We start from the raw sequence: 17,975 nt of genomic DNA, 5'->3' as shown, positions 1-17,975 counted from the left end.
AGGTGGATACGACTCCGATTTATACGCTGCTGGAGGAACGGGAGCAGGAATGGATAACGCTAAGAAGGGAATTCCACCGCCTGCCTGAACTGATGTATGACGTAGATCGGACCTCGGAGAGGATTGCAGCGCTTCTGGAGCATTACGGCCTTGAGGTTCAGCGGGGCGTAGGGAACCATTTCGGCAAAGGAGTCATCGGGTTGCTGCGCGGCGGCAAGCCCGGCAAGACGATTTTGCTGCGAGCGGATATGGACGCGCTGCCGATTCAAGAGCGAAATGACGTTCTCTATCGTTCAACAATCGATGGCGTCATGCACGCCTGCGGCCATGATGCCCATATGACGATGCTGCTTGCTGCAGCTTGCGCGCTAAGCCGCTTTCGGGAGCAGCTGGAAGGGTCAGTAAGATTTGTGTTCCAGCCAGCGGAAGAAGGTGCGGCGGCAAGTCCGCTTGACGGCAGACTGTTAAGCGGCGGGCGAGATCTGGTCGAGAGCGGGGCGGCGGACGAGGTGTCCGCCGCTTTTGCTTTCCATGTATGGCCGGAGCTGCCAGCACTGCAAGTCGCCGTTCACCGCAAATATGCGATGGCGGCCTCCTCGCATTTCCGGGTTTCGTTCCGAGGACGGTCAGGCCATCACGGCGCTCAGCATTTAGCTGCCGACGCGCTGCTGATGGCCGCACATTTTGTAACCGAATCACGCGCTGCCGTAGCAAGCGCCGTAGATCCTCACGAGCCGGTAGCCTTTGCATTTGGCAGGCTCCAAGCAGGGACGGTCATTAACGCCATTGCGGAGTCAGGCGAAGTGGAAGGAACGTATCGCGCCTTCGAGCCGCATACGGTAGACCGTATTCGCAGCATCATCGAACGCTGCGCAGCCGCATGTGCGGACCGGTTTGGCGGCGAATATGAGACCCGGTTCCGCATGGGAAAGGCGCTGCTTAATGATGCCGCTGCTGCCGCGCTAGTGCAGCGTGCAGGCGAGAAAGTTTTCGGCGATGGAAATTCCAGCGTACTCGACAAGCCAAGCCTTGCCGGCGAGGACTTCAGCTATTATTTGGACAAAGCACCGGGAGCTATGGTACTAATCGGCGTAGGCAATACGGATAAAGGAATCATCCACCCGCTGCATCACCCGCAATTCGATCTGGATGAGCGCGCACTTGTACTCGGAGCTAAGCTGCACGTGCAGCTTGTGGCGGATGCGCTGGCTGCTGATTTCTAAACGTTTCCTGTTATGCTTTACTTGTAATAGAGAACGGGCTTCTGGGTTAAACTGGTATTGTAAATCCACTACTGGAGGCAGCGCGATGCATATAGAGCTTGGCCCCTGCCTGCTCGAGCAGCGTCTGGCGGAGCGTGGCATGTCGAAGGAGAAGCTTGCGGCGGAGCTGCGCATTAGAGCGGAGCGAATAGGCGATTTTATTAGCGATAAACGAGTGATGCCGCTCAGAACAGCGATTGCTATAGCTGACATTGTAGCGTGCGATGTTCGTGATCTCTATGAGCTGCGCTCATTGAAGCAAAGAGAGGAGTCCTTGCAGCCATAACTGCGAGGGCTTTTTTCTTGTGACTAAGACGGGCTGCGTAGTAAAATGGGGCAAAGGAGTGGAGCGTATGAAGCTTACAGAGGCGGAAATCGAGCAGAGCTTGGCGGCAAGCGAGGGCTGGAAGAGAGAAGATGGCAAGTGGATCGTCAAAAAATATCGATTCCATTCTTTTATGGGTGCCATCCAATTCGTCAACAAAGTGGCTGAGGCCTCGGAGCAGCTTAATCACCACCCCTTAATAGCGATCGATTATAAAATGGTTACGCTTCGTTTGACGACGTGGAATGATGGCGGACTAACCGGACTGGATTTTAAAGCGGCGGCAGCATTTGACCGGTCATATGTCCGCGAATAGTGATCAATATGTCAAAGCCCTCTGACCCAAGCAAAGCAATGGGGCAGAGGGTTTGTTTGATGCGCAATGCTGCGATTATCGCTTATGAATCTTGTTTGGCTTTTATGTTTGCGTCTTCTTGGCTCAGCTCTTCAAGCGACTTCACTTTGCCATGCGGATGCTGCGTATGCTTACGCTGGTTCCATGCATTTTCACGGCGGCCTTTGGATGATGTCATCGTCTTTCCCCTCCTTTCCTCCTGTAGGGTGGCATATTACAGCCAAACTCATACGGAGGTTTCACAATCGGTTTCGGGAAGAAAAAGGTGACCGAACACATTCATCAGCCTTCCAGTTAAACGCCCGAATAAGCTAAAAATCCGCCATCAACGGGTATGGTAGTACCGGTTACGAAGCCAGCCGTCGTATCGTCCGCGAGCCATAATAATGTTCCAAGCAGATCCTCCGGCTTGCCGAAGCGCCGCATTGGCGTGTGGGAAATGATTTTGTCCGACCGTTCCGTTAATGAGCCGTCATCGTTCTTTAGAAGCTTACGGTTCTGCTCGGTGAGGAAGAAGCCGGGGGCAATCGCGTTAACTCTAATGCCCGACTCTGCAAGGTGAACCGCCAGCCACTGGGTGAAGTTGACGATAGCAGCCTTGGCTGCGCTATAGGCAGGAACCTTGGTCATCGGCGACGGCGCGCTCATCGACGAGATGTTAATAATCGCTGCGCCTTGCCTCCCAAGCATTTGCTCTGCAAATATTTGAACCGGGATCAGCGTGCCGACAAAATTGAGATCCATAACGCTGCGAAAGCCGTCAACGCTTAAATTAAATAACGTCGTCAGGTTGTCCGCATTCAGATGCTCCGGCTTAAAAGTCTCGTTCGTTGTATTCGCGCTTGGATGGTTACCGCCAGCGCCATTGATCAAAATATCGCAGGGGCCAAGCTGCTCTAACACGGAAGCGCCAGCGGATCTTGTGCTTTCGATGCTCGTTACATCGCAGGCTACCGCAATTGCCGTACCGCCGGCGTTCGTAATTTCGGCTGCAACGGCAGCGCCTTTCGCTAATGTGCGATTAAGAATCGCAATTTTAGCGCCCTGGCGAGCAAGCTCAAGCGCCATGACGCGGCACAGCACGCCTGCGCCGCCGGTAATGACCGCTACTTTGCCGTTTAGCGATTCATGCATGGGGAGCGGGGGCTGAGTCATCCTTTCACCGCCTTCGGCTTGGAGGAAGTGGCCGCAAGCTGATTAGCATCCCAAAGTCCCCACAAATACATAATGCCGAGCGCGCGGTCGTATAAGCCATATCCCGGTCTGCACTGCTCATCCCAAATATGGCGCCCGTGATCAGGCCTTGCGTAGCCGGTAAATCCGATCTCATGATAAGCGCGTACGATTCCAGCGATATCGACTGTGCCATCCTGCGTACGGTGGGAGGTCTCGATAAAATCTCCGTTTTCGTAAACGCGAACGTTGCGGATATGCGCGAACGGAATGCGGTCCGCGAACTCATGAATCATCGAAATAATGTCATTGCTCGGATTCGCGCCAAGCGAGCCGCTGCACAGCGTTATGCCGTTATAAGGGCTGTCGTACAGCTTCAGAAACGTTCGGAAGTTTTCCTGGCTGGTCATAATGCGCGGCAAGCCGAACACCGGCCATGGCGGATCATCCGGGTGAATCGCCATTCGAATGCCGCTGCGGGCTGCGACCGGAATGATTTCATTTAGAAAATAGCGGAGGTTTTCCCACAGATGCGCCTCCGTCACGCCTTGATACGCTTCAAACAGCTGAGTCAAATGCTGAAGCCGCTCCGGCTCCCAGCCAGGCATAGTCAGTGCCGAGTTGGCATTGATTTCTTCAACCAATTGAAACGGGTCGGCGCCTGTAATCCGGTTATTTTCATAAAATAAAGCGGTAGCGCCGCTATCCATCCTCTTGTGCAGATCGGTGCGCAGCCAATCGAAAATCGGCATAAAGTTGTAGCAGATGACTTTGGCGCCAACGCTGCCGAGCTTCTCGATTGTTCTTTTATAGTTTTCGATGTATCGATCACGAGAGGGCAAGCCCAGCTTAATATCCTCATGTACGTTAACGCTCTCAACTACGTCGATATGCAGGCCGTATTGTTCCGCTTGCTGCTTTACCTCCAAAATCCGCTCCAGCGGCCATTCCTCGCCTGCCGCCAAATCGTGCAGCGACCATACGATGCCGTCCGTGCCCGGAATTTGTTTAATATAGCTAAGCGGGACCGTATCATTTCCTTCGCCAAACCATCTGAACGTCATCTGCATGCGAATCGATCCTCCTATTGTCATTTATAATAATTCGGATATTTTTCTTTCAGCAAGGCTTGATCGGCAATATTCAATGAAAGATGCTCTTTCATTATCCGCTCGGCGGCCGGACCGTCCTGTGCCTTTATCGCTTCCGCCATGAAGCGGTGCTGCTCATAAAGATGAGCATAGTTATGGTCATCCACGAGCCTCAGCATGCGGCTGCGATTCAAGTGAGCGTTCATTTGCTGCATGATTAACCAGGTGTGGCTTTTGCTCGTGCCATCGAACAAAATACGGTGGAAAGCATCATCAAGCTCCAGCATGCTTTTATCATCCTCAAGCCGAACGCATTCCTCTTGGCGGCGAAGGTTCTCTTCGAGCAGCAGCAGGAAAGGCTCCGGAAAATGGTCGCATGCGAGCAATATAACGGCCTTCTCCAGCTGCTCCCGCATAAATCTCGCTTCTTCAACAAGCATCGTATCAATGAGTGAAACGAAAGTGCCGCGCTGCGGAAGCACTTGGACAAGTCCTTCTTGCGCAAGGCGGAGAAAGCTTTCTCTCACGGGCGTGCGGCTGACATTAAATAAGAGAGCGGTTTCATTTTCGGATAAAGGGGTTCCGGGCGGCAGCTCAAGCTTCAATATTTGTTCTTTGAGCTGCGTATAGACCGCATCCCTAGTGGAAAAAGGCTGCGGGCGTAATTGATAATCCATAGGCTCATCCCTTTCGGCTTTACACTACCATACTACCATACAAGTTAGAACGTGTGAAGCTAAAAACGCCAAAAGGGCTGCCCCAAAAAGTAGGAAATCTACTTTCCGGGACAGCCCTTCCGTATGATTCATATCCGTTATTTTGCGCTAATCGGCATTGCTCCAAGTTGTTTCATTACCGCTAACAGGACAAGAAGGGAATTTTTCTCCCTTTTGCAGCTTATCTTTCTTGCCTGATTTTGAAATGTAGTTGCCATCATGCTTAACAATTTCTCCCGTTCGATAAGAAGTATTCGTACTACTCATAGTAACTAGCACCTCCAGTTATTTTGTGGCAGATGATAGGGGTTGTCTGCCTATTCTTATTTACCCAATCGGACTTGCTTTGAATCAGCATTCTAAAAAATGTTTGCTGCTATTTGCCGGTCGGCAATTCCGTTTTGCCCTCGGTTCTCGTTTTCTCACGCTCCAAGAGCGTTTTCAAATAAGTGGACATGACCCGGGCGAGCTGATCGGATACTTCAACAAGACTCATATGCGCCACATCCTCGAACGTCGTTTCAAGAATATGCGGATATTTATAGGTCGTTTCAGGCTGATCGAGGCTCGTAACCGTAAAGGTGTCATTCGGCTTAATGACGGCATCCTCTGCACCGGCTACCAGCAATACTGGGAATTTGGCTTCAGCGAGCACATGACTCCGGTCAGGACGCTGCATCATGCCTAATAGCGTAGAGATCACGGCATGTGCTTCCATCTGCTGGCCGACTCCGATCATCTCATTGACCTCATCGCGCATTTCCCCGAGTTTCTCGTCGGTAAACAAATTCGGGATGATGCCGTAAAGGTATTTGCTAATGCCTTTTTCGCGAATCGCTTCAATATCATCCGCTCTTTTTTCCTTAATCTCATTTGTGTCCGGCAGCACTGTCGAATGAATGAGCGCGAAGCCAGCCAGCTTTTTGGGATATTTTTCTGCAAAAGCAGCCGTTACATAACCGCCTAAGGAGTGGCCGAACATGACGACCTTCTCAATCTTAAGCGCATCCAGCATTGCTGCAATATCTTCTGCCATTACTTCCATTGTATAGGTCCCCTCGGGTGAGGAGGACTCCCCGTGACCACGAAGATCCGGGATGATGACGCGATACTGATCGCTCAGCATCGGACAAATTTTTTGCCAGTATTGGGATGAGCCGCAAAAGCCGTGGAGCAATACGATTACGTTTCCATTACTACTTCCACATTCTTCATAGACTAAATCGATGCCATTAACGTGTATACGCTGTTTTTCCATCGATCTCACCAGCCTTTTCTATTATCGATTTGATTTATTTGGTGTAGTCTCTTAACCTCATCAACCGCTTCTGAAACATTTAAAAGCAATGGTTTCTATTTCTTCATTAATAGCGGCGTTTGGAGGCTGGAAACCTAAAAATAGCCTGTTTCAAAGGGCGCAGCGCTGGTTAATAACATGACAAGTTAACAAAAACAGTTTCGAAGGAAGGATGATTCCAATGTTAGGATGGGCATTATTATTTTTCATTTTTGCAATCGTCGCAGGCATTTTCGGCTTCTTAGGAATTGCTTCCGCATTAGCTGGGATCGCAAAAATATTATTCGTCGTATTCGTCGTACTCTTTATCGTATCTCTCATTGTCGGACGAAGACGGGTTAGTTAACAACGTTCAAAGGAAGTACGCCAATACCAAAATAAAATGAATAGCAGGAGGAATTACAATGAATAATCTAACTAATACGAAGGTACACACGGTCAATAATGCAGTGGAGGTTCAAGAGCAGGTGTATAAGTTCCAAACGGAAGGATATGCGAAGGACAAAATTTTCGTGCTGACGCATGATAAAGACCGGACAAAACGGATCGTCGACAACACGGATGCTGAGAAAATCGGCATTGCCGAGGAAGGCCTTGGGACAGCAATCGCGAACATTTTCCGCTCGAACGGTGATGAGCTGCGGGCCAAGATGAGGTCGCTGGGTATTTCCGAGACAGATTCAGAGCGTCTAGAGCGTGAGATGGACCAGGATAAAATTTTGGTCATCGCTTGGGGCGGCAAGGAGTATACGGGCGATGAGTTTGACCCGGCTGTTTATTACTACCCGCACTATGTCGTATAAGCGATCGATTGCACGATAGATTGAAATGAAGTGCACAAAGGCCTATCCGGGAGGATAGGTCTTTGTTCAAATAGGAGCTTTAAAAAGTTGACTCTATGTATCGTTAGGCTCAAAATATGAGTATAGAAACTGGAGTAAAAGGGAGCTTGCATATGAGTATTATAATCGTGGATGATAATGCGACAAATCAGATCATTATAAAAGCCATTTTAAATAAAGCGGGCTACGAGAATTTGAAAATCGCCTCTTCGGCAATGGAGCTATACGATATTTTGGATATTGAATCCGAAACGGAAGCGAAGACCAATGTTGACTTGATCTTAATGGATATGATGATGCCGGAAATCGATGGTTTAGAGGCATGCAAAACGATTCTGCAGGTGGAGCGCTATAAGGATGTTCCGATTATATTTGTTACTGCGCTTGGCGATTCGAACAAAATGGCGGAAGCGCTTGACGCCGGCGCCAGCGATTATGTGATGAAGCCGATCAACAAGATGGAGCTGCTGGCACGGATACGGTCGGCATTAAGGCTAAAGCAAGAAATTGATTGGCACAAAGAAAGAGACAAGCAGGTGAAGTTTAAGCTGGAGCTTGCCAAAAAGGTGCAAAGAAACGTATTAAGCCAGCCGATTAACGATGAAAATGTAGGGATAAGCGCGATTTACCAGCCCTCCACGGAGCTTGCAGGCGATTTTTACGCATGGTATCGCATTGATGAAGGCCGATATGGCGTTATTTTGCTCGACATGATGGGCCATGGCATTGCGTCCTCACTTGTATGTATGTATATATCATCCGTACTCAAGGATACCATTACACGCATAACGGAGCCTGATCTCGTCATGCACGAGCTGAACCGATATATGAACCAGCTGTATAAGAAGGAAGAGCTGCTTAACTACTATTTTACTGCTATTTATTTGGTCTTAGATACGAATGAACGGACGATCGATTACGTAAACGCCGGACATCCACCGGGCAAGCTGCTGATCGGTGATCAGGTTACGCTGCTAACCGAGGGCTGCTGCGCGATCGGATTGTTTGAAAAGATTGATATTCGTAAAGGGAGCATCCCATACGAGGAACATATGAAGCTCGTTCTCTACACGGATGGTCTAAGCGAATCCTTGGGCGATAACGAAGAAGCCAAGCTGGATACGCTCGTAGAGAGATTGATTGAAACTGAAACCGAAGCGCATGCGGAATTGGTTAGCGATTTTATAGCAGGACATAGCAATGAGAGCCAGAAGGATGATATTTGTTTAGTGATGATTGCTACGAAGTAAGGCTTCGAGCATTAACCGTTGAAAATGATATTTTTATAAAATAAATCGTTTGCCCCTGTTTCAAAGGTTCGGATATGGTTTATAAATACGTATAAGTAAATAGATGAAGGACAATCCCGCAGAGGAGGGAGAACATATGAGAAATATGATGATTATCGGCTGCTTGATCGGAAGCATATTCGCTTTTAACAGTGATTATGGCAAGGTGACGAATACCTATTCCTTATCAACGAGTGCAAGCAAGGTGATGGCAGAAGCATCTGCTAAGGCAGCCGATGAAATGGTATCCGCTTCTATGCCTCCCTCCACGGTAACGGAAGTTACCTATGCAAGCAATGATGCAAGTGCGGCCAATGAGGCAACTCAGAGCTTTGCGCTTCAAACGGTCAACGGCATTACGCTTTATGATGACCCTAGCAGCGTAACGAAGAAGCTTGGCGAGCCTAAACGTATTTCCGAGGATCCGCATTTAAAGGAATTGAAGATTTACGAATACCCGAATATGAATGTCGTCTTCAGTGACGGAATGGTTAATTTCGTGGAAATAACGGAGGGCTCCAAATCGTTTTTAATTGATGGCGTTGAAATACCAGCTACGATTGAGGCGGTTAAAGAAGCGTTAGGAGAGCCGGATTACTTCACAGAGGACGGTATTGCATTCGAGCGAAATGAAGCAGTGTTAAAACTATTTGTCGATACGGATACTCAGAAGCTAACGTCCATTCATTACTTTTACAGTTTTACGATGTAGGTGGTGCAGCTGCGCCTTGTACAAAGTAAAGGATATTTGCTACTATTTATTAAACAAACGCGAGCGGAGTGAATAGAATGAAGGCTGAGCAATTTCAAGTTGTACAGGAAGAAACGAAGGATCAATATATCCTTCACGTAAACGGAGAGCTCGATTTATCGGTGGTGCCGCAGCTTCGGTCAGCTTTGGAGCTGGTGATGAATAAAACGGATAAGGCATTGGTGCTTAATCTCAAGCAGTTAAAATATATCGACAGTACCGGAATCGGCATTATCGTTTCGGTGCTTAAACTACGTGACGAGCTGAATGCGCCGTTCTTTGTACGCGACATTCCAGCTGCGATTAGACGTTTATTTGATTTAACCGGCATTTCGAGATACCTAATAGAAGGGACAGAGGCCCAAGCATGAATGCCATTCGATTACAAATACCGGCCCATGCAGACTATATCGATATGGTCAGAATCTGTCTATTTGGAATCGCCTCGAAGATGAGCTACGCCTACGAAGAAATCGAAGATATGAAGGTAGCCGTTTCCGAGGCCTGCAATAATGCGGTTATCCATGGCGCTCAAGGCACGGACGAGGGAATGATCGACATTTCCTTTGAGCATGACGAGACTACACTTACGATCAAAGTGAAGAACAACGGCTCAGCTTTTCTGGCCCCCGAGGCGCTTGATAAAGCGGCTCCCCTTCCTGAAGCGGATGTGAGCGGGCTCCGAGTCGGAGGGCTTGGCATCTACTTGATGCAGGCGTTGATGGACGAGGTAGAGGTTAACGCTTTGCAGGATGGAACGGAAGTTGTGTTAACTAAATATTTGAACGCAGCTACGGAGCATTAGCATTTACGGCTGCCAAACGAGCATAGAAGAAGAGCAAATGACGCTGGCGTCATTTGCTCTTTTTTTTGCGTGCAGCATTTTCTGATATGTATTCCAGCATTTGACTTTTAAGTGTATTACGTGCATAATACGCTTATCAAGTGTATTATGCACGTAATACACACGTTTGTTAGGAATGTGAGGAATGATCGCGATGAGCTTAAACGACGGGTGGACAGAAGTGGCGTTTAATACGAGGGACCCTGTCTATTTGCAGGTAGTCGGATATTTTAAGGAAAAAATAGCAACCGGCCGCCTTGCTGCAGGACAGGTGATACCTTCCCGCAGGGAGCTAGGCGGCTTAATGAAGATTAATCCGAACACGGTACAAAAAGCGTATAAGGAAATGGAGGAGCAGCGGTTGATCATAACGGAGGGAAACTCACATAGCAGGATTACAACGGAAGAAAAGGTGCTTAACCAAATAAGAGCGGAATTAATCGGCAATGCAGTTTGTTCGTTTGTGGCGTCCGTAAGAAAAATCGATGTGCCAATCGATGAGCTGCTGCAGCTGGTCAAAAGCAAATATGAGGAAGGAGCACCGGAGCATGATTGAGGTCAAAGATATCCATAAGCGTTATCGCCGCCGCAACGTGTTAAACGGCGTATCCTTTAACGCGAATAAGGGAGAGATTACTTGTCTGATCGGTGCAAATGGAGTCGGGAAATCTACGGTTTTGAAGGCAATCATGGGGCTGACTCCGATTTCGAGAGGCTCTATTCATATTAACGGACAACCGCTTAGACCAAGCCTCTATGAGAAAATATCCTTCGTCCCTGACCATCTGGCGATGCTTCCCGGCATGAAGCTATCCGAAGCGCTCCGGTTCATGGCAGACTTCTATGATAGCTGGAATATGGAACGAGCGAGCGAGCTGATGCATTTTTTTCGGCTGGAGCATTCGGAAAGAGTCGGGAACTTATCGAAAGGAACCGCTGCTAAATTCAACCTCCTGCTCGGTCTTGGCCAAGATTCCGATTATTTATTAATGGACGAGCCGTTTTCCGGGATCGACTTATTCAGCCGCGAAACGATTACGGAAGTATTTACGAGCGACTTAATTGAGGGCCGCGGCGTGCTGCTTACGACGCATGAGATCGGAGAGATGGAGCATCTCATGGATAAAGCCGTTTTATTGCTGGACGGGAAGGTTAGCCGCTCGTTCAACTGCGAAGAAATGCGAAGCGATGAAGGCAAATCCGTTATTGATGTCATGAGAGAGGTGTACCGGGCATGAACCGATATTTGAAGCTGGTCCATATGGAAGTGCATCGTTTTCGGTGGGTGCTTGCCATCTTAATGGGAATCACGGCAATTTGCCAGATCAGCAGCCTCATTTGGAAGCTTGATAGTGAATTATCCCTGAAGAAAGAGCTGCTGACGCAAGACATCGAAAATAGGTTTCAATTATCGTCACCTGATCTGCTAACTTTTGAGTGGGCGATATTTAATACGCAGATGTGGTTTATTTTGCCGATACTCGCTTGTATTGGTGTGCTAACCGTATATGTCTTCTTCATCTGGTACCGCGAATGGTTTGGGCGTCATACGTTTATTTATCGATTGCTTGTGCTGCCAACAGCAAGGCGCAACATCTATTTAGCTAAAATAACCGCGCTTCTCCTGTTCGTATTTGGCTTTATTTCCTTTCAATTGGTACTGCTGCCCATCGAGCATCTCCTATTCAAGCTGGTTGTTCCGGCGGATCAGAGAGCAGACTCGCATATGGTGGATGCGATCAGCCGCAATCAAGCGCTTGTAGAGCTTATACCTAGGCAGTTTGAACAGTTCCTCTACTATTACGGGATAGGGACGATTGCGGTATTGGCTATTTTTACTGCAATATTGCTGGAGCGAAGCTATCGCCGTTTGGGGATTTTATATGGCGTGCTGTATTTGGCGGGCTGCGTGTTAGCGGTTATTTCGCCTGTATTATTTCTTGGTTATGGTAAGCTTTACACCTTTGTGTATCCAAATGAGATATACGCCATATTGGTGATCATGTGCGCTCTAGTGCTCTGCTTATCGGTGTGGCTTGGAATGAGGCTGCTTGCCAAAAAGATTACGGTGTAAGGAGAATGCAAATGAGGCGTTATTGGTTATCCATCGTTATTGCAGTGATCGCTGTGAGCGGAATTGGCACTTATTATACGTACGGCAAACAAAACCATCTGCCTGAATACAAGCTTGAAACGATACAAGGTGACCCAAAGGAAGCCGCGGCAGTCAGCTTGACTGGCGCTTATTATGGAAATATGAGCTCCGAATTTTTAAAAGTAAATGCAGCTGGAAGCGAGTATGGCGGCTTGAACATGAAAAACATTCGTTTAGGAATAACTGACGCGAATTCATGGTTTTATAACCTGCCTGGAATCAAGCAGCTGATCAATGACCATAAGAGCTTTATGCGAGGAAAACAGAATTCGGGCTTTTACCGTGATAAGGAGTGGGTGATTTACGCAGATACAGTCTTGAAAAATACGGGACTAAAGTCACGTTTTTCCGCACTTCAGCTAAGTGTTCTTAATGAGGCAACAGAAAAAATATCGGAATTCGAGCTGTCCTTTGAGCGGGAAAGGGAGCTTAGATATCTCAATATCGTAGATGTACAGAGGGTGGATGAAGAGGTTCATATTCTGGTTGGGACCTTTTATACAGATAATCCGCAAAGTGAATATGAAGTATTCGTGATGGACATAACGAGCGGAAAGCTGCTGCGAAATGAAAAGCTTGAGTCTTGGGGAAGCACCAAAAGCGATCAAAAAGAGGAGCAAATACAAGTTTCAGCCATAAAAACAAATAGATTTTTGACTCCGGCCGATAACGTTTATTTTATTTTAAAAAAGGTGAAGGTCAACGATAGAATGGATGAGGCTGCTCGTTACGCAGAGAAGCTCAGCGAGAAATTTTACTCTTATTCGTATCGTACTGGATTAATGATTGAATTGCCCGAAATGGTTCGGGAGCAGGCTGCTAATACAGAAAGAGTGCATAGCGGGCAAAATGAATATTTATATGTTGCGGAATACGATGCGGACCATGTTGCCATATCGCGTTATAGCGCTGAGAACCAAAAATATGAACACGCATATGTTTCGGTATCGGCAGAGCAGCTAGGCGTGAACGAGATTAAAAAGGTGCAGTTTGGATTCAACCGTCTGTACATCCTTTTTAACCAAGCCGGCATTCCAGGAACAGCTGTGGTTGATATTACAAACGGGAAGCTGTTGTTCATAGGAAGTGCTGCCTTTGTTGGCGAGAAAGAGCAGGCGAATGATCAGCTAAAGAAGCTTCATCTGTTAAACTTTGAAATCAACGAAAGCATTATAAAATGATTTGACGAGGATACGTTATGAACGAAATGAGCGCAGCAAAACAACGAATTCACAAGCTTCAACAATTAAGGGGACTGGAGCATTACGCCTACCAGGTTGCCCACTTTATTTTGCAAAATGAATGTCTCGCATTAGAAGCGGCAAAAGCGGCATTAATAGAGCTGAGCCGAATGGGCGCGCAATTCAAGGGTTCGGAGGAGGAATTACGGGGGCTTGCCAAAAAAGTAACCATCAATGCTTCGATCCAAATCGCCCGCACGTCTTCTAATGTGAGCCGGAAAGCGGCCTTATAACAATGAAGGAACTGTAACGAAAGGTCTGGAATGACCTTTCGTTACAGTTCCTTTTCTAGAAGCTTGATGCAATACGTTGCGGCTCCACCCGCCAATTGAGCTGCCAAGCCGCCGCCAACTGAAAATAGAGCTAGAAACTAGCCTTATTTCTTCGTATCCCCCGCTAAAGCGGACTAACTGCTTACCTTGCGGAAAATCCGCTCTGGCGCATTAAAGTCCTCGTATTTATTTTTAAGGGGGGTTAACAGCGATTCCATGTTGCCCAAAGCCAAGAAGCCATTCAAAGCCAAACTTTCAAAAAACAAATGATGCACATGGTTTTGCAGCTCGGAATTAAAGTAGATAAGGACATTCCGGCATAAAATGACGTGAAACTCATTAAAGGAACGGTCCGTTGCCAGATTATGCTGCGCAAACATGATGTTTTCTTTGATATGCGGATGAAATAAAGCATGCTCATAATTAGTCGTATAGTAGGAGGAGAACTCCTTGGTTCCGCCTGCCCGCAAGTAGTTTTTCGTAAAGGTTTGCATCCGCTTTAGCGGAAACTTGCCTTGCTTCGCGCTCTCAATGACAAGCTCGTTCATATCCGTAGCATAGATCTTCGCTTTATTCAGCAGCTCTTCTTCTTCAAGAAGGATAGCCATGGAATATACTTCTTCTCCAGTCGCGCAGCCTGCATGCCAGATCCGAATTTCCGGTAGCTCCCGAAGGTGCGGAATGACGTCTTTCCGGAATGATGCGAAAAAGCTGGGATCACGAAACATCTCCGTCACCTTAATAGAGAAATCGTTAAGCAGGTTGTCGATAAAATTCGGTTCATGAAGCACCTTCTCAAGAAGGGAGGTGATCGTCGGCAAGCCTTCAAGGTTCATCCGATGATAGATACGCCGCCGCAGCGAGGAACGCAGGTAACTCCGAAAATCGAAACCGTAGATGCTGTAAATGCCTTCTAGCAGCAAGTTGATCTCTATGCGCTCCAGTTCGTCCTGCGTTATCGCATCCTCATTAATGAAGTCTTCCTCATTCCATTCGCTGCTCAATTACCCACCTGCTTTGTAAGCCATACCCGCATAAGCGAGAACAGCTGCTCCATATTGAGCGGTTTGCTAATATAGTCAGACGCGCCAGCCTCTAAGCATTTATCACGATCGCTTTTCATCGCTTTAGCGGTAAGCGCAATGATTGGCGTATCCTGCATAGCAGGAACAAGACGCATCGCTTTCATCGTTTCAAAACCGTCCATAATTGGCATCATAATATCCATAAGCACCAAATCGAAGTCGGTGTCTTTATCGATAATTTCCATACATTGCTTGCCGTTGCTTGCGACGGTCACGTTAAACTTTTTATTTTCAAGTGATTTGACGAGAGCATAGACGTTGCGGGAATCATCCTCTACGAGCAGCACTCTTTTTCCTTCAAAAAGCGAGCATTCATAGTCTGATGATTCGGAATCCATTCGTTCGATAACGGCGGGCGCTTCCGCTACGACCGAAACTTCTGAAGCCGCTGCTATTTCCTGATGGAATGAAACGAGCTGCTCTTTTTCCATATCAGGCAAGCTTGGCACAAAGAGCGTAAAGCTGCTGCCTTTTTGCGGCCGGCTGTCCAACACAATCCGTCCGCCGAGCAGTCTGCTGAATTCATTGCAGATCGATAAGCCGAGGCCGGTGCCACCGTATTGACGGTTCGTTTCGCCATCAACCTGCTGGAAGGCTTCGAAGATCAGCTGCTGCTTATCGAGCGGAATGCCGATGCCCGTATCCGTTACAGAAATCGCTATAACCGTCTTGTCCGTGTGGGCAGGAAGATGCTTCTTCACGCTTTGCGGATCCGCATTTTGAATGTTTAATACAACGGAGCCTTGCTCCGTAAATTTAAAGGCATTGGACAATAGGTTTTTTAAGATTTGCTGCAATCTTTGACCATCTGTATACAGCACAGGCGGTACATCTTCATCTAAATTGATTTGGAAAGCAAGCTCTTTTTTCTCTGCAACTGGGTTAAAAAGAAGCTTCATATGCTCAGGGATTTCGCTGACGTTCACTTCATCCATCACCAAAATGACCTTGCCGGCTTCGATTTTGGATAAATCGAGAATATCATCTATTAGCGTAAGCAGATCATTACCGGAGGTATGGATGACTTTAGCATACCCTTCTTCCTCTTCATTCAACGTATCGTTTTCATTTTCCGAGAGAAGCTGGGACAAAATTAATATGCTGTTGAGCGGAGTGCGAAGCTCATGCGACATATTAGCGAGAAAATTGGATTTGTATTGCGAGCTTTTCTTAAGCTGCTCGGAATACGTTTCGAGCTCTTCCTTCGCTTTTTCCAATTCCTTCGTTTTCTGCTCGGCGAACAGGTTTTGTTCCTCCAGATGCTCGGTAGTCATGCGCATTTCTTCCTGCTGCATTTGCAGCTCTTCCGATTGCGTCTGCAGCTCCTCGGTTTGTGTCTGTAGCTCTTCCGTCAGCACTTGCGATTCGCTCAGCAGTCGCTCTACCTCCATACGGCCTGCGACATTGTTAATCGCAACGCCAAATGAATTCTCGATTTGCTCAAGCAGCTTCAGATGCTGCGAAGTAAACGACTCTACGGATGCGAATTCAACGACCGCGGCAACCTTGCCCTCAAACTCGAATGGAACGATTAGAATGCTTCTTGGCTCTACCGATCCAATGCCTGACGAAATGCTGAGCGGATGATCAGGAGCAGAGTTCAGCAAGAAGGTGCGATTATCTAGCGCCGCTTGGCCGATAAGGCCTTCCCCCATACGAAAGCTGGCATGTCCTGGACTGTCGCCAGCCGCGGCATAAGAAGCAATTTTGTTCAGCTTCTGCTGATCTCCTGCTCCTTGTTTAATATAAAATAATCCGTAGGCTGCATTAAGCATAGGCGCAAGCTTGGACAGAAAGGAATCCGCTAACATCTTCATATCGTTAATGCCTTGATTCATGGTTGCCACCTCGGCGACCTTCGATTGAATCCAGTTCTGATCGTTAAGGTTGTCCAGCAGCGCATTGGTTGCACGAGCGAGATCTCTAATCTCATCACGGGTGTTCACTTTAATGCGCGTCGATAAGTCCCCTCCGGAAGAGGCGATATCCGTTATCGTTTTTACGACATCTTTTATCGTCTTGACGATAGTTCCAGAAACGAAAGATACGATTAAGAGAGCGACAATGGAGACGACGAGCAGCATGACATACAGGCTGATAATAAGCATGTCGTTCCGGTTTTCCAATTGCATGATATGGTTTTTAGTTGATGCAATTTCCTTTTGACGCAGTGTTTCGAGCTGTACGCGAAGGGAATCGATATCTTTTTTGCCGGTGTCTCCATTAAAAAAATCAATAATGCCTTGCGTGTCGTTCGCCTTACGAAGTGCGACGGTAGGCTCGCCCGCCACCTTGATCCAATTTTGAATCGTCAGCTTGATCTCCTCAAGGCTTTTGCGCGTTGTCGGATCATCGAATAGATATTGGTACAAAGCATTGTAGTTGGCTTCCCATTCCGCTTTTCCCGCCAAATAAGGCTCTAAATATGTCTCGTTGCCAGTAATGACAAATCCGCGCTGGCTGGTCTCCATGCTGACAGCATTGTAGCGAATGGTCGTTATCAAATTATGCACTTCGATGTCCCGGGTTGTAATCGTCTCAATTTCGTTTTGCAAGGATGAGATTCTATCGCTCACTACAACAATACATGCACCTAGACAACATATGATCAGAAAATAGCCGATTAATATTTTTGCACGAATATTTAATCGCAAATTACGTAACATGATTAGCTCCTTTAATAGTAGTAATCGTTTAATATAATTCTTCTATTATAACATGGATGGTGCGATTGACAATTTTCTTCCTGCTATTAACATCCCGTAATAACGAGTTGTTTCAAATATGGTGATAGCGGGTAACTAATGAAAAAAGAAAGTGGTGACAACGATGGATATGTTAATGCAAATCAGTATTGCTGTTATAGCAATTGCGTTTCTTGTACTTCTGTATTCGCTCATTCAAACGTTGAAAATTTTGAGAGGCGCATTGGATGAGATGCGTGTAACGATCGGTTCGCTTAGAACGGAAGTTACGCAAATCAGCGTCGAGGTGAAAGAAGCGATTCATAATACGAATGCGATGACGCTTGATGTAAGAACGAAGCTAAGCTCGCTGGATGTGCTGTTTGCCTCAGTTAATGATCTAGGTCATGCCCTGCATTCCTTTACCGGTGCAGCCAAAGAGTCGGCGGCGAGTGTGGTAGCCTCTATTAAGGGAGAGGGCAAGAAGGCGAAGTCCGCTGGAGAGCCCGGATTAATTAGCACGGTATTTGACGGCGTGATTTCCACAATAAGGGTATGGAATAAAGTGAAAAAAATATGAGCTATAATAGGAA

23 protein-coding genes are annotated in these 17,975 nt (G+C 47.3%); 15 read left to right on the top strand and 8 right to left on the bottom strand.

What is annotated here, in order from left to right; genetic code table 11:
* Nucleotides 1-2: 2 nt before the first annotated feature.
* The 3 genes from ADU23_RS02770 (at nucleotide 3) to ADU23_RS02760 (ending at nucleotide 1,903) form a co-directional block, all read left to right on the top strand.
* Entirely contained in the window at nucleotides 3-1,223 is a 1,221-nt protein-coding gene (locus ADU23_RS02770) for a M20 metallopeptidase family protein (RefSeq protein ID WP_053372347.1), read from the top strand.
* 85 nt (nucleotides 1,224-1,308) lie between these two features.
* Complete coding sequence (locus ADU23_RS02765; protein WP_053372346.1) at nucleotides 1,309-1,548, top strand: helix-turn-helix domain-containing protein; 240 nt, start codon at nucleotides 1,309-1,311, stop codon at nucleotides 1,546-1,548.
* A 67-nt stretch (nucleotides 1,549-1,615) separates the two neighbouring features.
* Nucleotides 1,616-1,903, top strand: coding sequence for a 4a-hydroxytetrahydrobiopterin dehydratase (locus ADU23_RS02760; RefSeq protein ID WP_053372345.1), 288 nt, complete (start codon nucleotides 1,616-1,618; stop codon nucleotides 1,901-1,903).
* Nucleotides 1,904-1,985: 82 nt separating this feature from the next.
* Here the strand turns inward: ADU23_RS02760 and ADU23_RS33415 are convergent, their stop codons facing one another.
* From ADU23_RS33415 to ADU23_RS02740, 6 genes are all read right to left on the bottom strand, one after another.
* On the bottom strand, nucleotides 1,986-2,120 hold the full coding sequence (locus ADU23_RS33415) for a DUF6254 family protein (protein ID WP_231637296.1): 135 nt from the start codon (nucleotides 2,118-2,120) through the stop codon (nucleotides 1,986-1,988).
* A gap of 116 nt (nucleotides 2,121-2,236) precedes the next feature.
* The gene (locus ADU23_RS02755; RefSeq protein ID WP_053372344.1) at nucleotides 2,237-3,097 is read right to left on the bottom strand and encodes an SDR family oxidoreductase; all 861 of its coding nucleotides are present in this window, start codon (nucleotides 3,095-3,097) and stop codon (nucleotides 2,237-2,239) included.
* Complete coding sequence (uxuA, locus tag ADU23_RS02750) at nucleotides 3,094-4,185, bottom strand: mannonate dehydratase (protein ID WP_053372343.1); 1,092 nt, start codon at nucleotides 4,183-4,185, stop codon at nucleotides 3,094-3,096. The genes ADU23_RS02755 and uxuA overlap by 4 nt, the downstream gene beginning before the upstream one ends.
* 20 nt (nucleotides 4,186-4,205) lie before the next feature.
* Nucleotides 4,206-4,883, bottom strand: a complete 678-nt coding sequence (locus ADU23_RS02745) for a GntR family transcriptional regulator (protein ID WP_053372342.1) — start codon at nucleotides 4,881-4,883, stop codon at nucleotides 4,206-4,208.
* A gap of 147 nt (nucleotides 4,884-5,030) precedes the next feature.
* Complete coding sequence (locus ADU23_RS32630) at nucleotides 5,031-5,189, bottom strand: hypothetical protein (RefSeq protein WP_157265562.1); 159 nt, start codon at nucleotides 5,187-5,189, stop codon at nucleotides 5,031-5,033.
* Between the two features lie 109 nt (nucleotides 5,190-5,298).
* Nucleotides 5,299-6,180: an alpha/beta fold hydrolase gene (locus ADU23_RS02740; protein WP_063845934.1), complete on the bottom strand. Its 882-nt coding sequence runs from the start codon at nucleotides 6,178-6,180 to the stop codon at nucleotides 5,299-5,301.
* 220 nt (nucleotides 6,181-6,400) lie between these two features.
* Between ADU23_RS02740 and ADU23_RS31900 the strand changes: the two genes are divergently transcribed.
* From ADU23_RS31900 to ADU23_RS02690, 11 genes are all read left to right on the top strand, one after another.
* Nucleotides 6,401-6,565, top strand: coding sequence for a DUF1328 domain-containing protein (locus ADU23_RS31900; RefSeq protein WP_065385664.1), 165 nt, complete (start codon nucleotides 6,401-6,403; stop codon nucleotides 6,563-6,565).
* A 58-nt stretch (nucleotides 6,566-6,623) separates the two neighbouring features.
* Entirely contained in the window at nucleotides 6,624-7,022 is a 399-nt protein-coding gene (locus ADU23_RS02735; protein ID WP_053372340.1) for a general stress protein, read from the top strand.
* Nucleotides 7,023-7,174: 152 nt separating this feature from the next.
* Nucleotides 7,175-8,311, top strand: a complete 1,137-nt coding sequence (locus ADU23_RS02730) for a SpoIIE family protein phosphatase (RefSeq protein ID WP_053372339.1) — start codon at nucleotides 7,175-7,177, stop codon at nucleotides 8,309-8,311.
* A 136-nt stretch (nucleotides 8,312-8,447) separates the two neighbouring features.
* Complete coding sequence (locus ADU23_RS02725) at nucleotides 8,448-9,062, top strand: hypothetical protein (protein WP_053372338.1); 615 nt, start codon at nucleotides 8,448-8,450, stop codon at nucleotides 9,060-9,062.
* Between the two features lie 77 nt (nucleotides 9,063-9,139).
* Nucleotides 9,140-9,472, top strand: coding sequence for an STAS domain-containing protein (locus tag ADU23_RS02720; RefSeq protein WP_053372337.1), 333 nt, complete (start codon nucleotides 9,140-9,142; stop codon nucleotides 9,470-9,472).
* Nucleotides 9,469-9,906 carry an anti-sigma B factor RsbW gene (gene rsbW, locus ADU23_RS02715; protein ID WP_053372336.1) on the top strand — a complete coding sequence of 146 codons (438 nt, stop codon included), beginning with the start codon at nucleotides 9,469-9,471 and terminating at the stop codon, nucleotides 9,904-9,906. Before ADU23_RS02720 ends, rsbW begins: the two co-directional genes overlap by 4 nt.
* A gap of 184 nt (nucleotides 9,907-10,090) precedes the next feature.
* Nucleotides 10,091-10,501 (top strand): GntR family transcriptional regulator, encoded by a 411-nt coding sequence (locus tag ADU23_RS02710; protein WP_231637295.1) that lies wholly within the window; start codon nucleotides 10,091-10,093, stop codon nucleotides 10,499-10,501.
* Nucleotides 10,494-11,183: an ATP-binding cassette domain-containing protein gene (locus ADU23_RS02705; RefSeq protein WP_053372335.1), complete on the top strand. Its 690-nt coding sequence runs from the start codon at nucleotides 10,494-10,496 to the stop codon at nucleotides 11,181-11,183. Before ADU23_RS02710 ends, ADU23_RS02705 begins: the two co-directional genes overlap by 8 nt.
* Nucleotides 11,180-12,019, top strand: coding sequence for a hypothetical protein (locus ADU23_RS02700; RefSeq protein ID WP_053372334.1), 840 nt, complete (start codon nucleotides 11,180-11,182; stop codon nucleotides 12,017-12,019). Before ADU23_RS02705 ends, ADU23_RS02700 begins: the two co-directional genes overlap by 4 nt.
* 11 nt (nucleotides 12,020-12,030) lie before the next feature.
* Complete coding sequence (locus ADU23_RS02695; protein ID WP_053372333.1) at nucleotides 12,031-13,281, top strand: hypothetical protein; 1,251 nt, start codon at nucleotides 12,031-12,033, stop codon at nucleotides 13,279-13,281.
* A gap of 17 nt (nucleotides 13,282-13,298) precedes the next feature.
* Entirely contained in the window at nucleotides 13,299-13,574 is a 276-nt protein-coding gene (locus tag ADU23_RS02690) for a hypothetical protein (protein WP_053372332.1), read from the top strand.
* 173 nt (nucleotides 13,575-13,747) lie between these two features.
* Here the strand turns inward: ADU23_RS02690 and ADU23_RS02685 are convergent, their stop codons facing one another.
* On the bottom strand, nucleotides 13,748-14,617 hold the full coding sequence (locus ADU23_RS02685) for a CheR family methyltransferase (protein ID WP_442950600.1): 870 nt from the start codon (nucleotides 14,615-14,617) through the stop codon (nucleotides 13,748-13,750).
* Nucleotides 14,614-17,364: a response regulator gene (locus ADU23_RS02680; RefSeq protein WP_053372331.1), complete on the bottom strand. Its 2,751-nt coding sequence runs from the start codon at nucleotides 17,362-17,364 to the stop codon at nucleotides 14,614-14,616. Before ADU23_RS02680 ends, ADU23_RS02685 begins: the two co-directional genes overlap by 4 nt.
* 163 nt (nucleotides 17,365-17,527) lie before the next feature.
* Here ADU23_RS02680 and ADU23_RS02675 point away from each other — a divergent pair, with 163 nt between their 5' ends.
* Nucleotides 17,528-17,962 (top strand): DUF948 domain-containing protein, encoded by a 435-nt coding sequence (locus tag ADU23_RS02675; protein WP_053372330.1) that lies wholly within the window; start codon nucleotides 17,528-17,530, stop codon nucleotides 17,960-17,962.
* Nucleotides 17,963-17,975 lie beyond the last annotated feature (13 nt).

This window comes from Paenibacillus sp. FJAT-27812 (assembly GCF_001273905.1).
Classification (GTDB): domain Bacteria; phylum Bacillota; class Bacilli; order Paenibacillales; family Paenibacillaceae; genus Pristimantibacillus.
This window is presented reverse-complemented; position numbering and strand designations above follow the sequence as displayed.

Excerpts from the sequence above, each read along its gene's own strand:
- ADU23_RS02765 (WP_053372346.1), top strand. The coding sequence starts at position 1,309 with ATGCATATAGAGCTTGGCCCCTGCCTGCTCGAGCAGCGTCTGGCGGAG.
- ADU23_RS02760 (WP_053372345.1), top strand. The coding sequence starts at position 1,616 with ATGAAGCTTACAGAGGCGGAAATCGAGCAGAGCTTGGCGGCAAGCGAG.
- ADU23_RS33415 (WP_231637296.1), bottom strand. The coding sequence starts at position 2,120 with ATGACATCATCCAAAGGCCGCCGTGAAAATGCATGGAACCAGCGTAAG.
- ADU23_RS02755 (WP_053372344.1), bottom strand. The coding sequence starts at position 3,097 with ATGACTCAGCCCCCGCTCCCCATGCATGAATCGCTAAACGGCAAAGTA.
- uxuA (WP_053372343.1), bottom strand. The coding sequence starts at position 4,185 with ATGCAGATGACGTTCAGATGGTTTGGCGAAGGAAATGATACGGTCCCG.
- ADU23_RS02745 (WP_053372342.1), bottom strand. The coding sequence starts at position 4,883 with ATGGATTATCAATTACGCCCGCAGCCTTTTTCCACTAGGGATGCGGTC.
- ADU23_RS32630 (WP_157265562.1), bottom strand. The coding sequence starts at position 5,189 with ATGAGTAGTACGAATACTTCTTATCGAACGGGAGAAATTGTTAAGCAT.
- ADU23_RS02740 (WP_063845934.1), bottom strand. The coding sequence starts at position 6,180 with ATGGAAAAACAGCGTATACACGTTAATGGCATCGATTTAGTCTATGAA.
- ADU23_RS31900 (WP_065385664.1), top strand. The coding sequence starts at position 6,401 with ATGTTAGGATGGGCATTATTATTTTTCATTTTTGCAATCGTCGCAGGC.
- ADU23_RS02735 (WP_053372340.1), top strand. The coding sequence starts at position 6,624 with ATGAATAATCTAACTAATACGAAGGTACACACGGTCAATAATGCAGTG.
- ADU23_RS02730 (WP_053372339.1), top strand. The coding sequence starts at position 7,175 with ATGAGTATTATAATCGTGGATGATAATGCGACAAATCAGATCATTATA.
- ADU23_RS02725 (WP_053372338.1), top strand. The coding sequence starts at position 8,448 with ATGAGAAATATGATGATTATCGGCTGCTTGATCGGAAGCATATTCGCT.
- ADU23_RS02720 (WP_053372337.1), top strand. The coding sequence starts at position 9,140 with ATGAAGGCTGAGCAATTTCAAGTTGTACAGGAAGAAACGAAGGATCAA.
- rsbW (WP_053372336.1), top strand. The coding sequence starts at position 9,469 with ATGAATGCCATTCGATTACAAATACCGGCCCATGCAGACTATATCGAT.
- ADU23_RS02710 (WP_231637295.1), top strand. The coding sequence starts at position 10,091 with ATGATCGCGATGAGCTTAAACGACGGGTGGACAGAAGTGGCGTTTAAT.
- ADU23_RS02705 (WP_053372335.1), top strand. The coding sequence starts at position 10,494 with ATGATTGAGGTCAAAGATATCCATAAGCGTTATCGCCGCCGCAACGTG.
- ADU23_RS02700 (WP_053372334.1), top strand. The coding sequence starts at position 11,180 with ATGAACCGATATTTGAAGCTGGTCCATATGGAAGTGCATCGTTTTCGG.
- ADU23_RS02695 (WP_053372333.1), top strand. The coding sequence starts at position 12,031 with ATGAGGCGTTATTGGTTATCCATCGTTATTGCAGTGATCGCTGTGAGC.
- ADU23_RS02690 (WP_053372332.1), top strand. The coding sequence starts at position 13,299 with ATGAACGAAATGAGCGCAGCAAAACAACGAATTCACAAGCTTCAACAA.
- ADU23_RS02680 (WP_053372331.1), bottom strand. The coding sequence starts at position 17,364 with ATGTTACGTAATTTGCGATTAAATATTCGTGCAAAAATATTAATCGGC.
- ADU23_RS02675 (WP_053372330.1), top strand. The coding sequence starts at position 17,528 with ATGGATATGTTAATGCAAATCAGTATTGCTGTTATAGCAATTGCGTTT.